General features: G+C 35.6%; 16 protein-coding genes and 1 tRNA gene. 9 read left to right on the forward strand and 8 right to left on the reverse strand.

What is annotated here, in order from left to right; all coding sequences use genetic code 11:
• Nucleotides 1–8: 8 nt before the first annotated feature.
• The gene (locus MR062_RS08475; RefSeq protein WP_242203715.1) at nucleotides 9–689 is read right to left on the reverse strand and encodes a hypothetical protein; all 681 of its coding nucleotides are present in this window, start codon (nucleotides 687–689) and stop codon (nucleotides 9–11) included.
• Nucleotides 690–696: 7 nt separating this feature from the next.
• Nucleotides 697–1,527: a dihydropteroate synthase gene (gene folP / locus MR062_RS08480; protein WP_242203716.1), complete on the reverse strand. Its 831-nt coding sequence runs from the start codon at nucleotides 1,525–1,527 to the stop codon at nucleotides 697–699.
• Between the two features lie 172 nt (nucleotides 1,528–1,699).
• Between folP and MR062_RS08485 the strand changes: the two genes are divergently transcribed.
• From MR062_RS08485 to MR062_RS08515, 7 genes are all read left to right on the forward strand, one after another.
• On the forward strand, nucleotides 1,700–2,239 hold the full coding sequence (locus MR062_RS08485) for a DUF1599 domain-containing protein (RefSeq protein ID WP_242203717.1): 540 nt from the start codon (nucleotides 1,700–1,702) through the stop codon (nucleotides 2,237–2,239).
• A gap of 139 nt (nucleotides 2,240–2,378) precedes the next feature.
• Nucleotides 2,379–3,659 carry a DoxX family protein gene (locus MR062_RS08490; RefSeq protein ID WP_242203718.1) on the forward strand — a complete coding sequence of 427 codons (1,281 nt, stop codon included), beginning with the start codon at nucleotides 2,379–2,381 and terminating at the stop codon, nucleotides 3,657–3,659.
• A gap of 105 nt (nucleotides 3,660–3,764) precedes the next feature.
• Entirely contained in the window at nucleotides 3,765–4,841 is a 1,077-nt protein-coding gene (locus MR062_RS08495) for an ABC transporter permease (protein WP_242203775.1), read from the forward strand.
• 136 nt (nucleotides 4,842–4,977) lie between these two features.
• On the forward strand, nucleotides 4,978–5,463 hold the full coding sequence (locus MR062_RS08500) for a TlpA family protein disulfide reductase (RefSeq protein WP_242203719.1): 486 nt from the start codon (nucleotides 4,978–4,980) through the stop codon (nucleotides 5,461–5,463).
• A 158-nt stretch (nucleotides 5,464–5,621) separates the two neighbouring features.
• On the forward strand, nucleotides 5,622–6,371 hold the full coding sequence (tpiA, locus tag MR062_RS08505) for a triose-phosphate isomerase (protein ID WP_242203720.1): 750 nt from the start codon (nucleotides 5,622–5,624) through the stop codon (nucleotides 6,369–6,371).
• Between the two features lie 190 nt (nucleotides 6,372–6,561).
• Nucleotides 6,562–7,398, forward strand: a complete 837-nt coding sequence (gene prmA / locus MR062_RS08510; protein ID WP_242203721.1) for a 50S ribosomal protein L11 methyltransferase — start codon at nucleotides 6,562–6,564, stop codon at nucleotides 7,396–7,398.
• A gap of 32 nt (nucleotides 7,399–7,430) precedes the next feature.
• Nucleotides 7,431–7,706, forward strand: a complete 276-nt coding sequence (locus MR062_RS08515) for an ATP-dependent Clp protease adaptor ClpS (protein WP_242203722.1) — start codon at nucleotides 7,431–7,433, stop codon at nucleotides 7,704–7,706.
• A gap of 119 nt (nucleotides 7,707–7,825) precedes the next feature.
• On the opposite strand, the gene MR062_RS08520 is transcribed toward MR062_RS08515, so the two are convergent.
• From MR062_RS08520 to MR062_RS08540, 5 genes are all read right to left on the reverse strand, one after another.
• Entirely contained in the window at nucleotides 7,826–9,235 is a 1,410-nt protein-coding gene (locus MR062_RS08520) for an MBL fold metallo-hydrolase (protein ID WP_242203723.1), read from the reverse strand.
• A gap of 279 nt (nucleotides 9,236–9,514) precedes the next feature.
• Nucleotides 9,515–10,306, reverse strand: coding sequence for a sulfite exporter TauE/SafE family protein (locus MR062_RS08525; protein ID WP_242203724.1), 792 nt, complete (start codon nucleotides 10,304–10,306; stop codon nucleotides 9,515–9,517).
• Nucleotides 10,307–10,720 carry a DUF6691 family protein gene (locus MR062_RS08530; protein ID WP_242203725.1) on the reverse strand — a complete coding sequence of 138 codons (414 nt, stop codon included), beginning with the start codon at nucleotides 10,718–10,720 and terminating at the stop codon, nucleotides 10,307–10,309.
• A gap of 10 nt (nucleotides 10,721–10,730) precedes the next feature.
• Entirely contained in the window at nucleotides 10,731–11,288 is a 558-nt protein-coding gene (locus tag MR062_RS08535; protein ID WP_242203726.1) for a YeeE/YedE family protein, read from the reverse strand.
• A 74-nt stretch (nucleotides 11,289–11,362) separates the two neighbouring features.
• Nucleotides 11,363–11,992 (reverse strand): Crp/Fnr family transcriptional regulator, encoded by a 630-nt coding sequence (locus MR062_RS08540; RefSeq protein ID WP_242203727.1) that lies wholly within the window; start codon nucleotides 11,990–11,992, stop codon nucleotides 11,363–11,365.
• An 81-nt stretch (nucleotides 11,993–12,073) separates the two neighbouring features.
• On the opposite strand from MR062_RS08540, the gene MR062_RS08545 reads away from it, so the two are divergent.
• Nucleotides 12,074–12,147, forward strand: a tRNA-Arg gene (locus MR062_RS08545).
• A gap of 107 nt (nucleotides 12,148–12,254) precedes the next feature.
• Here MR062_RS08545 and MR062_RS08550 read toward each other — a convergent pair.
• Entirely contained in the window at nucleotides 12,255–12,476 is a 222-nt protein-coding gene (locus tag MR062_RS08550) for a transposase (RefSeq protein ID WP_242203728.1), read from the reverse strand.
• A 117-nt stretch (nucleotides 12,477–12,593) separates the two neighbouring features.
• Here MR062_RS08550 and MR062_RS08555 point away from each other — a divergent pair, with 117 nt between their 5' ends.
• Nucleotides 12,594–13,010 (forward strand): HYC_CC_PP family protein, encoded by a 417-nt coding sequence (locus MR062_RS08555; RefSeq protein ID WP_449500925.1) that lies wholly within the window; start codon nucleotides 12,594–12,596, stop codon nucleotides 13,008–13,010.
• Nucleotides 13,011–13,016: the final 6 nt, after the last annotated feature.

Here is a 13,016-nt window from a genome sequence, read left to right on the forward strand (position 1 = left end):
AAAAAGGGTTAATAAATGAATTCGTTATTAGAAACGAATAAAGAATCGTTTTCTGCGTTTAAAAATAATGACTTAAAAGTGATATAATCCTGAAAAGATAAGTTTGGACTAAATGAAAATTTTAAGTTTAATTTTCCAGAACTGGTAAGACCTTTTAATTCAATCAATAAATCGTCAATCCTTTTGTAATTTTCAATAACTACAGAGTCTAAAGATGTGGTTTCTAATTCAATTCTTTCAAGAGAATATAGTTTAACTAGACAGTTAAAAGTAACTAATGAAAAATCTTTTCTTGTACTGTTTACTATATTATTTTTAAATGTCACATCCGTAAACTCCACAAATCCCAAACTGTTCCTGCTGGTATCGTGGCAGGTGAAGTAGTTTTTGGCATTGACATTTTTATGACCTGCATTTTGCTTTTTCTCTTGCAAGAATTTTATATGAGGAATAACCTGCTTTAAGGTTAATCGCTTATCAACATTAATTAGCCAGTTGGTGGTACTGATCAGGTTTTTTCTGTTAAGCTCCACACTATCGGGTTGGGTTTCATCATAAAATAAATAAGCGGCAGAAACATCATTGATTTCCGTGATTTCAGAATGACCGATTTCTGGTAATTGAACGGCCTTTTTATTTCCGCAGGAAAACATAAATAGGGTAATTGCTAGCAAAAAAATAGATTTCATATAACTTCTAACTTCTAACTTCTAATTGTTCAACAAGCTTAATACATTCCATGGCCTCCTTTACATCGTGTACACGTAAAATAGAGGCGCCTTTTTGCAAGGCTACAGTATTTAAAACCGTAGTACCATTCAGTGCTTCTTGCGCCGAAGTGTTTAAAGCCTTGTAAATCATCGATTTTCTGGAAACGCCTACCAACAGCGGTTTTTCAATCATGTTGAACAGTTCCAGTTGGTTCAATAATTCAAAATTTTGCTCTAGGGTTTTGGCAAAACCAAATCCAGGATCAATAATTACATCTATAATGCCTAGGGCTGTAGCGGCAGCAATGCGCTCGGAGAAATAAAACAAAATATCTTTTACCAAATTGTTGTAGTGGGTATGTTGCTGCATGGTTTGGGGCGTACCACGCATATGCATCATAATGTAGGGTACCTGCAAATTAGCTAGAGTTGGTAGCATGTTTTCATCTAACTTTCCCGCAGAAATATCATTTACTAAGGCCGCTCCAGCTTCAATGCATTGTTTGGCAACTGTACTTCTAAAGGTGTCGATAGATAACAGGGTATTAGGAAACTTGTTTAAAATTGACTTAACAATAGGCAGTATGCGCTTTAGTTCTTCCGCTTCGCTTACAAAATCGGCGCCAGGGCGTGAGCTATAAGCACCAATATCAACAAAGGAAGCGCCTTCATTGAGCATTTTTTCAACTTGGCCCAAAATAGTTTTTTCGTTTTTATAGGCACCACCATCGTAAAACGAATCGGGAGTAACGTTTAAAATACCCATCACCTTGGGAGATGATAAATCTACGAGCTGTCCTTTACAGTTAATTGTCATACATTTTAAAATTAGCTACAAAAACACGAGTGTTTTTTCAAAATAGATGTAAAAAATTATATTCAAAAATAAGGATTAGTGAGTTCGTAGCAACAATAAAGAAAACTTTAAACCGTAAACTTTGAACTTTCTAATAATTTATGCGAAATTTACCCCAAATTGAATTTTATTTATGCAAGATACCTCAAAACAATACGACGCTGTTATAGAGACATGTAAAAATTTATTTATTAAGAAAATGAGTGACTATGGTAGTGCGTGGCGTATACTAAGGTTACCATCTTTAACCGATCAAATTTTTATTAAGGCACAGCGCATACGCGGTTTGCAGCAAAATGGTGTTAGAAAAGTAGACGAAGGTGAAGTAAGCGAGTTTATAGGCATTATAAATTACTGCGTTATGGCGTTGATACAGTTAGAAAAGGGCGTTGTAGAGCAACCAGATTTATCGACAGAGGAAGCCACGACATTGTATGAAGAGCAAATAGCGATTACCAAAAAATTAATGGAGGATAAAAACCACGATTATGGTGAGGCGTGGCGCGATATGCGGGTAAGTAGTTTAACCGATTTAATTTTACAAAAGCTTTTACGCGTTAAGCAGATTGAAAATAATAAAGGCAAAACATTGGTGAGTGAAGGTATTGATGCCAATTATCAAGACATGATAAATTATGCGGTTTTTGCTTTGATACATCTAAATGAAACATAGTTAAACCACCCGATAAGGTCATATGCTATTTTGCATATTGTAGCGTTTCCGGGGTTGGTCGCTGAGGTTCTCGAAGCGACGTTTATGATATAACAAGGTGACTTCGAGAGCCTCAGTCACCAAAAGGATTAAAAGTTTTATGAAAATTTTTATTACAATATCACGATTAATAGTAGGAAGTCTATTTATAGTTTCCGGGCTTATAAAATGTAACGATTCAATAGGGTTTTCTTATAAGCTCAACGATTATTTTGCCGCCGATGTATTAAACCTAGAGTTTCTAATACCTTATTCCTTGATGCTTGCGGTAATGATATGTGTGGTTGAGATTGTACTTGGTATAGCAGTACTATTTGGATTTAAGAGCAAGCTCACTTCAACATTGATATTATTGATGATGTTGTTTTTTACATGGTTAACATGGTATACGTCTAGCTGTTTGCACGAACAGGAAGTGATGGCAAAACTGGGCGAAGAGTTTACTAAAAACTGTGTAACCGATTGTGGTTGTTTTGGGGATGCTCTAAAACTAGAACCTATCGAATCGTTTTATAAGGATTTGTTTTTACTGTTGTTTACAGTTCCATTGTTCTTTGCCAGTTTTAAAGGGATGATACCTGTTAATACGCCCAAACAGGATAAGTTTTATATGGCAACATCCCTAGCGTTAATTTTAGGTTTTGGGGTTTTGGTTATTGGCTGGTGGTTTACCGTATTGTTTTCAATTGTTACATTTTTGGTTGTTTATTTACTAAAAAGTAAAATAAGCAATCAATGGGTATTATTGTTAATGCCTTATGTGTTGGCCTTAGGATTTACCTGGTACTGTTTACAGCATTTACCTTTAAAGGATTTTAGACCCTATAAAGTGGGAGCCAATATTCCTGAAGGTATGGCCATTCCCGAAGATGCACCAAAAGCAGTAATTGAATATACTTGGAAGTTTAATGTGGATGGCAATGAAAAAGTAGTTGTAACAGATGGTAGCTACCCAAATATTGAAGGTGAGTTTGTGGGGGTAGAAACTCAGGTGGTTAAAGAAGGGTATGAACCGCCTATCCACGATTTTTCTATTGAAACAGATAGTACTAACCTAACGGATGAGTACATGCAAACAGAAAAATTGCTAATGGTGGTATGCTACAGTTTGCAGTCGGCCGAAGATGGTGGTTTAGATAAACTAAAAGACATATCCAATGAAGCTTCAAAAGCAGGCTATACGGTAATTGGTGTAACGGCTTCCGGAGATGATGACAAAAAGGCTTTAAAAGAGAGGTATAAATTGAATTTTGACTTTTATATCTGTGATGAAAAAGCTTTAAAAACGGTTGTGCGTTCCAATCCGGGCTTTGTAGTATTAAATAATGGAACCATAACACAAAAAGCACATTGGAACGATGCCGAAGGTTTAGAGTTTTAGTTTTCAGTAGGCAGCGTCCTTTAAAACCAAGAAAAACAACAAAAACATAAATGATATAGCTTATTGAACACTGAACACTAAACACTGAACACTAAACACTGAACACTGATACAATATCTATTAAATAAAATCACTTATGCCTTACTCACACTATGGGGAGTGGTCACCGTTATATTCTTTTTGTTTAATGTGCTTCCGGGAGATCCGGCACAAATGATGCTGGGGCAGAATGAAGACAGTGAACAACTGGCATTGGTAAAGCAAAAATATGGATTCGATAAGTCTGCAACTACCCAATATTTATATTATTTAAACGATTTATCACCGCTTTCTTTTCATTCCCAAAAACCAGAAGATTATACATTTTTAAATAAGGACAAGTATAATGCGATAGCCTTGTTTTCAATAGGAAGTATCACTACGGCTTTAAAAACACCATACCTTCGCGAATCATTTACCAAGCAAGGTAAAAAAGTAACACAAGTATTGGCTGAGACTTTACCTAATACTTTTGTTTTGGCGATTACAGCGATTATTATAGCGATAATTGTAGGGTTATTGCTGGGCATTGTTTCGGCATTATTTAAAGATAGGTGGTTAGATAAAACCATTCAGGTTATAAGTACTTTGGGCATGAGCGTACCCTCGTTTTTTAGTGCCATTTTATTTGCTTGGGTATTTGGATTTGTTTTGCACAAATACACGAACTTGGAAATGACGGGTAGTTTGTTCGAATTGGACGATTTTGGCGAGACCATGCATGTCAAATGGAAAAATTTAATATTGCCTGCTATCGTTTTGGGGATTCGTCCGTTAGCGGTAGTCATTCAATTGATGCGGAATTCCCTGTTGGAGGTTTTTAACCAGGATTTCATCCGTACGGCCAGGGCAAAGGGACTAAGTGAATTCCAAATCATAAGGCGCCATGCGGTAAAAAATGCTTTAAACCCCGTAGTAACTGCCATTTCTGGATGGTTCGCTTCCATGTTGGCAGGTGCCGTTTTTGTAGAGTACATTTTTGGGTGGAACGGTTTGGGAAAGGAAATTGTAAACGCCCTCAATACATTGGATTTACCAGTGATTATGGGAGCTGTTTTGGTCATTGCCACATTGTTTGTAATGATTAATATTTTAGTCGACTTAATATACGTTTGGTTAGATCCAAAGGTTAAGTTGCAATAAAGAAATAATTAAATAGATGAAATGAGCCATAACAGATTTAGGTACCAGTCGAGATGATTGTTGGCGAATTGCACCTGCCTGCCGGCAAGGCTGGTCTGACCAATTAAAAAGAAGTAAAAATAAGCAGATGAAAAAAATGAATTACCTACTAGTGTTATTAATCAGTATTTTCAGTTGTAATATAGATAAGGCCCCTAAGCATTTTAGTGAAGGCGCCCTAAATGATACATTTACGACTTTGCAAGGCGAAAGTATTGATTTTAAGACCATATTAGAGAAACACAAAGGCAAGACCATTGTCATAGACATATGGGCCTCATGGTGTAGGGATTGTATTATAGGCATGCCCAAGGTTAAGGAGTTACAATCCAAGCATAAAGATGTAGTTTTTGTCTTTTTATCGCTAGATAGAGGAGTGGTTGCTTGGAAGCGTGGTATTGAAAAATATAAGGTAAAAGGCGAGCACTATTATATGCCTTCCGGAAAAAAATGTCCTTTTGCAGATTTTGTAAAAATAGACTGGATTCCAAGATATATGGTAATAAATAAAGCAGGAAAGATAGAATTATTTAATGCCATAAAAGCCGATGATAATAAGTTGGTAAAGGCTCTAAAAAAGTAGTATTTTTGACAACCATACCAGTTCTCATTTAGAATTGCCCAAAATAAAAGTAGCAATTTTTAGTCTAGGCGAAAAAGTGCAAATTTTAGCGAGTCAATTTAAGTTAGAAATGGTAATAAAATCACAATAAAACCTTTAAAGCGTTTAACAACAGTCTTATGAGAAAACAAATTGTTGCCGGAAACTGGAAAATGAATAACGATTTGGCGGAAACCCTAGCGTTATTAACCGATTTACAAAAACAAACCCAAACGTCGAATGCAGAAGTTATGGTGGCACCCGCCTTCACTAACCTTTATAAAGCTTTCGAAGCGTTAAAGGATTCTAACATAGAAGTTATAGCACAAAACATGCATTATGCAGAAAATGGAGCTTATACAGGAGAGATTAGTGCCAGTATGCTAAAAAGTATTGGTATAAACACCGTTATTTTAGGACATAGCGAACGTCGTGAATATTTTAATGAAACCGACGAATCTCTTGCCAAAAAGGTGGATGCCGCTCTAGAAAAAGGTATGCGCATTATTTTTTGTTTTGGCGAAGAATTGGCCGATAGAAAATCTGGAAATGAAGGAACAGTTGTAGAAAACCAAATTAAGAATGCTCTTTTTCATTTGAGTGCTGCGGCTTTTCAAAACATTATTTTAGCTTACGAACCCGTTTGGGCGATAGGTACAGGGGAAACTGCAAGTCCAGAGCAAGCACAAGATATGCATGCTTTTATAAGAAAAACACTTGCCAATAAGTATGGGGCAGACATAGCAGAAGAAGTTTCTATTTTATATGGCGGAAGCTGTAAGCCAGGAAATGCCCAGGAAATATTTTCAAAACCAGATGTAGATGGTGGGTTAATTGGAGGAGCTTCATTGAAAGCAGAAGATTTCTATGCAATAGTTAATGCATTTTAATTATTAAAACGTTTTTTTGGCGTTACCCTGACCGTAAGCGTCAGGGTCGCGCTTTCCATTATATCTTTTTTATGGGAGTTTAAGAGGCCAATAGTCTTGGGTGGATAGGATTTTAAGAATATTTAAAACCATAAAAAAGGATGCCATTCCAATCGCTAACGCAAGCAAAATCTAAATAATTAAGTATACCATGTCAAACATTATATACATTGGCTACCAATTTAAAGTAAGTCCATTACAGCCGGCAGTAGAAATTCTTATAGCCGAATTGGGTTATGCTGGTTTTGAAAGTTTTGTGGAAACAGACGAAGGTGTTACGGCATATATTCAAAAGGAAGAATGGTATGAAACAATCTTGGATGATGTTCAAATTTTAAAATCCGATGAATTTGAGATTACCTATACCTTCGAAGACATAGAGCAAACCAATTGGAATGCCGAGTGGGAAAAAAACTTTAATCCCATAGTAGTAGATAATGTCTGTACAGTTCGAGCGCCTTTTCACGATAAACCCAATACGACATACGATATTGTTATAGAGCCTAAAATGAGTTTTGGTACAGGGCACCATGAAACTACCCACATGATGATTCAACATATACTAAAAAACGATTTTACCAATAAATCGGTGTTGGATATGGGGTGCGGTACAGGGGTCTTGGCCATTTTGGCCGAAATAAAAGGCGCTAAACCTATAGATGCGGTCGATTACGATAATTGGTGTTACTTAAACAGTCTAGAGAATGTGGAGCGTAACGATTGCAAGTATATTACTGTAATAGAAGGTGATGCATCGGTTTTAAAGAATAAGAAATACGATATCATAATAGCCAATATCAATAGAAACATCCTGCTTCAGGATATGGCTACTTATACAACTAGCCTAAATCCTAATGGTATGTTGTTTTTAAGCGGATTTTACAATGATGATATTCCGATAATACAAAAAGAATGCGAAAAGCATTTGTTAAAATTTGAAGAAAAGTTGGAACGAAACCAATGGGTATCGTTAAAATTTTTAAATTAGTATACGTAAATTGCTAAAATAGGGATTAGATTATGGGCTCAAAAGAAAAAGCATTAGAAGAATTATTGCTTGAAGAAGAGGTGGTTACGCAAAATGAAATTGTGTTGTACAATGACGAAGTTAATACTTTCGATCATGTTATTGAAACCTTAATTTATGCATGCGACCATACCGCGGAGCAAGCAGAACAATGCTCTATAATAGTGCATTATAAAGGAAAGTGTACGGTAAAAACAGGACTGTACGACGATTTAAAACCACGTTGCACCATGCTCTTGGATGCTGGATTAAGTGCAGAAATTATATAAAAAAAGCTCTGGAATTCCAGAGCTTTTTTTATATAGTAAAATTAATGTTCTTATTTTTTAGCCTTCCCGTAAAAAATTTACTAAAATATTACTTTGAATTAAAGTCGCTTTAAGCATAATTACAATGTAGTAGGGCAAACATAATCGGTTTTAGGCAAATTGGTATTTTTTAATGCCGCATAGCCACCTGCGATATCAATAACATCAAAACCTCTGGCTTTTAAGATAGATGCCGCTATAACAGAGCGGTAACCACCTGCACAATGTACATAATAGGTTTGGTCCTTGCTTATCGCATTCATATGGTTGTTAATATAATCTAAGGCAAAGTGCTGGATGTGTTCGCCTTTTAAATGTTCAGAGTTGTATTCACCATCTTTTCTAACATCCAAAGTGGTTGTTTTGACCTTTGCTATCCGTTTTTCATAGTCATCAGCAGAAATGGATTCAATCTGTTCAATGTCTTTACCGGCCTTTTTCCAGGCTTCAATGCCACCTTCTAAATAGCCAAGGGTATTGTCGTATCCTACACGCGATAAACGGGTTACCGCTTCCTTAGCTTTTCCTTCCGGCGCTACCAATAAAATAGGTTGTTTTAAATCGGTAATCAAGGCGCCGACCCAAGGAGCAAAACCACCATGTAACCCAATAAAAATTGAATTGGGTATATGGGATGCTACATAGTCGCTTTCATGCCTAACATCTAAAACTAGGGCGTTTTCTTGATTGGCAATGGCTTCGAACATTTCAGGGTCTAAAGGCGTGTCTCCTTTTTTAAGTACGTTTTCAAACTCATCGTATCCAGATTTGTTCATCATAGCGTTTTTGGCAAAGTATTGAGGGGGAGGGGCAATGCCATCGAGAACCTCTTCAATAAACTCGTCTCGTGTCATGTCTGCTCTTAAGGCGTAGTTTGTTTTCTTTTGGTCTCCTAAAATACCAACAGTTTCTTTACTTAAATTTTTGCCACAGGCAGAGCCTGCACCGTGGGCTGGATATACAACAACATCATCTGGTAAGGACATAATTTTATTACGTAACGAATCATATAACATGCCAGCTAAATCTTCTTTGGTCAAATTAGACTTTATGGCCAAATCGGGGCGGCCAACATCGCCTAAAAACAAAGTGTCTCCCGAGAATATGGCATGTTCCTTACCGGTTTCATCCAATAGAAGAAAGGTAGACGATTCTAAAGTATGTCCGGGCGTATGCAAAACCTTAATGCTTACATTGCCCAATTTAAAGATTTCGTTGTCTTTGGCCTCATGGATGTTGTAATCGGTTTTTGCTCCCGGACCGTAAACAATTGTAGCTCCTGTTTTTTTTGCTAAATCGACATGTCCAGATACAAAATCGGCATGGAAATGGGTTTCAAAGATATATTTAATTTTGGCATTCTCCCTGTTTGCCTTATCCACATACTGTTGTGTTTCCCTTAAGGGGTCAACAATAGCAACTTCGCCATTAGATTCGATATAATAAGCTCCTTGAGCCAGACATCCAGTATATATTTGTTCTATTTTCATGTGTTAATTTTTATTGTTTTATCAGTCACACTTCTCTTTAATTCAGTCTAGTGAAGGCATGTGATTATTCAACTTCTAATTATTTTAAAGGTATTTATAAACCTTCAATTTAGCCAATAACCTTACTATATGGTATCAAGATTTGTTTAGGCTTATTTCACAATTAAAATGTCTATAATTTTGTTACAAAAGAAAGCTTTTGAATATTTTTTGGCAAAAATAATCGACTCCAATTATTTGTTTTGTGACTTATATTACATAGCATTTATTACATAGCATTTAGCTTAGTTCTTTGTATATAATATAAATAGCCATTAATAATGTAAAAACACCAAAGCTCTTTTTTAGTTTTTCCGCACTTATAAATTTAGAAAGAAAAACGCCTAAAACAATGCCTAAAATTGAAATTAAAGTAAATGTTAACAAGAACACCCATTCTATATCAAGGGCTTGTATATCGCCTATAAATCCTATTAAGGAATTAATGGTAACAATAACCAAAGAAGTGCCTACAGCCTTTTTCATAGGGATATTAGCCCAAAGGACTAATGCGGGAACATATAAAAAGCCACCACCAGCGCCAATTATACCCGTAATGGTTCCAATAATAATACCTTGAACAAACGTTTTGTAATAAGCTTGTTTTTCTTCAGGAGCTTTATTATTGGTTGTTTTTTTTATCATTGAAACAGAAGCCAATAGCATGATAATGGAAAAAAATATCATAATGGCAATATCTTTTGTTATGGTATAATTACCAATATTAAAAAGGGCTTCAGGTATATTATGGACCAGATACCTTCTAGATAAATAAACGGCCAAAAACGAAGGAAAGGAAAAGGCCAGTCCCAATTTTAAATCAACAAGGCCTTTTTTATATTTTTGGTAAGTTCCTACTAGGGATGTTGTGCCTACAACAAATAGTGAGTAAGCTGTGGCAACAACAGGATTATAACCTAATAAATAAACTAGAAGAGGAACGGTTAATATAGAGCCACCACCACCTATAAGACCTAAAACCAATCCTACAATAAGGGCGCCTATATAACCTAACAGGTGGTTGCTATCCATTTAATGTGGCAATTTATCTTTTAAAATACCATATAGAAAAGTCCCCAATATAGCTGCAGCTATAACAATTAGCATAGTGTAAACTCCCGTTCCCAGTAATATATACATAGGGCCAGGGCAGGCTCCAATAAGCGCCCATCCCAATCCAAAAATACAACCGCCAAGAATGGTATTAATTAAACCGTCTTCTTTTCTAGGAACATAAATATCTGCTCCCTTTATATTCTTTATATGACTGCGTTTTGAAATTTGTAAAAACAAGATGCCCGAAGCTATAGCCGTTCCAATAATACCATACATATGAAATGATTGGAACCTGAACATTTCATAAATGCGGTACCAAGAAACTGCTTCTGATTTTACTAAAACAATACCAAAGAAGATACCAACCAGTAAAAATTTTATTTGTTTCATTTTTTTGTTCTTAAAAGATTAGGGGTAATATAAAGTTAGCCATAAGCAAGCCGCCAATAAAAAAACCAATAACAGCAATTAGCGATGGTTTTTGTAGGCTACTAAGCCCTGAAATGGCGTGACCCGAGGTACAACCTCCAGCATAACGAGTACCAAAGCCCACCAAAAAACCACCTACAATTAATAATATGAGCCCCTTGGCAGAACCAGCCGCTTCAACTCCAAATATTTCGTTAGGGACTAATGTGGCGCCAGAATTGGTAAAGCCCATCTCTTTAAGCTCTTTAATTGTATTTGGGTTTAAGTCTGTTATACTATCATTGGAAAGGTAGTGTGTTGCAATGTATCCGCCAATAATAGCACCAACCACAACTATTAAGTTCCATGACTTCTCCTTCCAATCGAATTTAAAAAAGTTGGAAAACTTACCAGCTCCTCCAATAGTACATAATGTTTTTAGGTTCGAGGACATGCCAAAGGTCTTTCCAAAATAAAGCAGTAAAGCCATGACAAGGGCTATTAAGGGGCCAGAAACATACCATGGCCAAGGGTTAAAAATAGATTCCATTTATGTTTTAGTGTTTAGAGTGTACGAATATAATTGTATGTGTTTTTTGTTTTGTTACAAAGTTTACTAAACCCTTACAAGAGTTCAATTTTATTTCTACTTAATTTTATTTTTTCTTCGTTTTCCAATTGTTTTAGCAATCTGGAAATTACTACACGCGAGGTATGCAGATCCTCGGCTATGTCTTGATGTTTTATATTAATCGTATTGGAGTCGTGCAACTTTGTTTTTTCTTTTAAATATTTGGTAAGGCGTTCGTCCATTTTCATAAAGGCGATATTGTCTATAGCGTCTAACATTTCATCAAAACGAATCTGGTAGCTTTCCAAGATAAAAGTCCTCCAGCTTTCATTATTGTGAAACCATTGTAGCATATTTTCAACCGGAACCATAACGAGATCTGAATCTTTTTCTGCAACGGCCCGTATTTTACTTTTTGAAGCTCCCATACAACACGTTAAGGACATGGTGCAGGTTTCTCCAGCTTCTAAAAAATAAATAAGCAGCTCATTTCCATGGTCATCTTCCCTTAAAATTTTAATATTGCCTGAAAGTAGGAGTGGAATAAACTTGAGCGGTTGGTTAATATCTATAATGATGTCATTGGTTTTAAATGATTTAAAAATACCTTTTTGGGCAATTTCATTGATGAGGTTTTCATCTAAAATATGACTGTACTTTTCTAGTAATAATGTTTTATTCATATTCAAAAATAATGATTTGAAAATTGAATTGAATAATTTGGTGAAGTTTTAATAAAAATACTATATTTGCACCCTCGAAACGGCCTCGTGGCGCAACTGAATAGCGCATCTGATTACGGCTCAGAAGGTTACAGGTTTGAATCCTGTCGAGGTCACGAATAAATAGTTCAATTTGAAAAAACGCTCAAGCTTACTTGAGCGTTTTTTTGTTTGAAATATTTTAAAAGCGGAGCTTTTTAGGGATCATGCCCAAATGTTGTGTTTATGCATAAATTTGGGTCAGTCTGAAAAGGAAGAACTCGGTGTTTTTTACGCCTCTAAATTGAGTCCTGAAGGCCTTGATCTTTGCATTGAAAGATTCAGCCGATGCATTTGTGCTTCTGTTAATAAAGTAATTGAGTATTGACCTGTAATTTAAGCTTATTGTATTGGCGATAGTATTGAAAGCCCTAAACCCTGTTTGTTCCACATCTAAACAAGACATATTACAACATTAAAACAATTAATTTTTTGTAAGATATTTTACTTTCCATCCAAAGAGAAAAATCTAAGTTTTTGTTAAAAAAACGATGCTTAAATAAAAATTTGTAATTTTGTTTTAATGTTAAAGCAATTGTTACATAGAATAATGTCTGTTTTTATGGCTGTAGTGGTACTATGCTCTACTATGTCATTTACCATAAACATGCACTATTGTGGCGATACTTTAGTAGAAACAGCGGTCTTCCATAAGGCAAAAGGTTGTGGCATGGAGATGCAAATGCCATCAAGTGCTCAATGTTCCGTTGAAAAAAATAATTGTTGTAGCGACAAAAAAATAGTTGTTGAAGGGCAAGACGAATTACAACTAAAGATTGATAAGGTATCTTTTGAACAAAAGCTATTTATTGCTTCATTCATTTATACTTATGTAAACCTTTTTGAAGGCTTAGATAAAAACGTAACGGCTTACGAAGACTATAGGCCGCCTCTCGTTATCAGGCAGATCTACAAGCTTGATGAGACTTACTTAATTTGATTTTAA

It is taken from the genome of Aestuariivivens insulae (assembly GCF_022662195.1).
Classification (GTDB): domain Bacteria; phylum Bacteroidota; class Bacteroidia; order Flavobacteriales; family Flavobacteriaceae; genus Aestuariivivens; species Aestuariivivens insulae.

Coding starts and splice junctions, on each gene's coding strand:
- MR062_RS08520 (WP_242203723.1), bottom strand. CDS start 9,235: ATGAAAATAGAACAAATATATACTGGATGTCTGGCTCAAGGAGCTTAT.
- MR062_RS08550 (WP_242203728.1), bottom strand. CDS start 12,476: ATGTCTTGTTTAGATGTGGAACAAACAGGGTTTAGGGCTTTCAATACT.
- MR062_RS08490 (WP_242203718.1), top strand. CDS start 2,379: ATGAAAATTTTTATTACAATATCACGATTAATAGTAGGAAGTCTATTT.
- tpiA (WP_242203720.1), top strand. CDS start 5,622: ATGAGAAAACAAATTGTTGCCGGAAACTGGAAAATGAATAACGATTTG.
- prmA (WP_242203721.1), top strand. CDS start 6,562: ATGTCAAACATTATATACATTGGCTACCAATTTAAAGTAAGTCCATTA.
- folP (WP_242203716.1), bottom strand. CDS start 1,527: ATGACAATTAACTGTAAAGGACAGCTCGTAGATTTATCATCTCCCAAG.
- MR062_RS08555 (WP_449500925.1), top strand. CDS start 12,594: ATGTTAAAGCAATTGTTACATAGAATAATGTCTGTTTTTATGGCTGTA.
- MR062_RS08530 (WP_242203725.1), bottom strand. CDS start 10,720: ATGAAACAAATAAAATTTTTACTGGTTGGTATCTTCTTTGGTATTGTT.
- MR062_RS08475 (WP_242203715.1), bottom strand. CDS start 689: ATGAAATCTATTTTTTTGCTAGCAATTACCCTATTTATGTTTTCCTGC.
- MR062_RS08500 (WP_242203719.1), top strand. CDS start 4,978: ATGAATTACCTACTAGTGTTATTAATCAGTATTTTCAGTTGTAATATA.
- MR062_RS08540 (WP_242203727.1), bottom strand. CDS start 11,992: ATGAATAAAACATTATTACTAGAAAAGTACAGTCATATTTTAGATGAA.
- MR062_RS08535 (WP_242203726.1), bottom strand. CDS start 11,288: ATGGAATCTATTTTTAACCCTTGGCCATGGTATGTTTCTGGCCCCTTA.
- MR062_RS08525 (WP_242203724.1), bottom strand. CDS start 10,306: ATGGATAGCAACCACCTGTTAGGTTATATAGGCGCCCTTATTGTAGGA.
- MR062_RS08485 (WP_242203717.1), top strand. CDS start 1,700: ATGCAAGATACCTCAAAACAATACGACGCTGTTATAGAGACATGTAAA.
- MR062_RS08515 (WP_242203722.1), top strand. CDS start 7,431: ATGGGCTCAAAAGAAAAAGCATTAGAAGAATTATTGCTTGAAGAAGAG.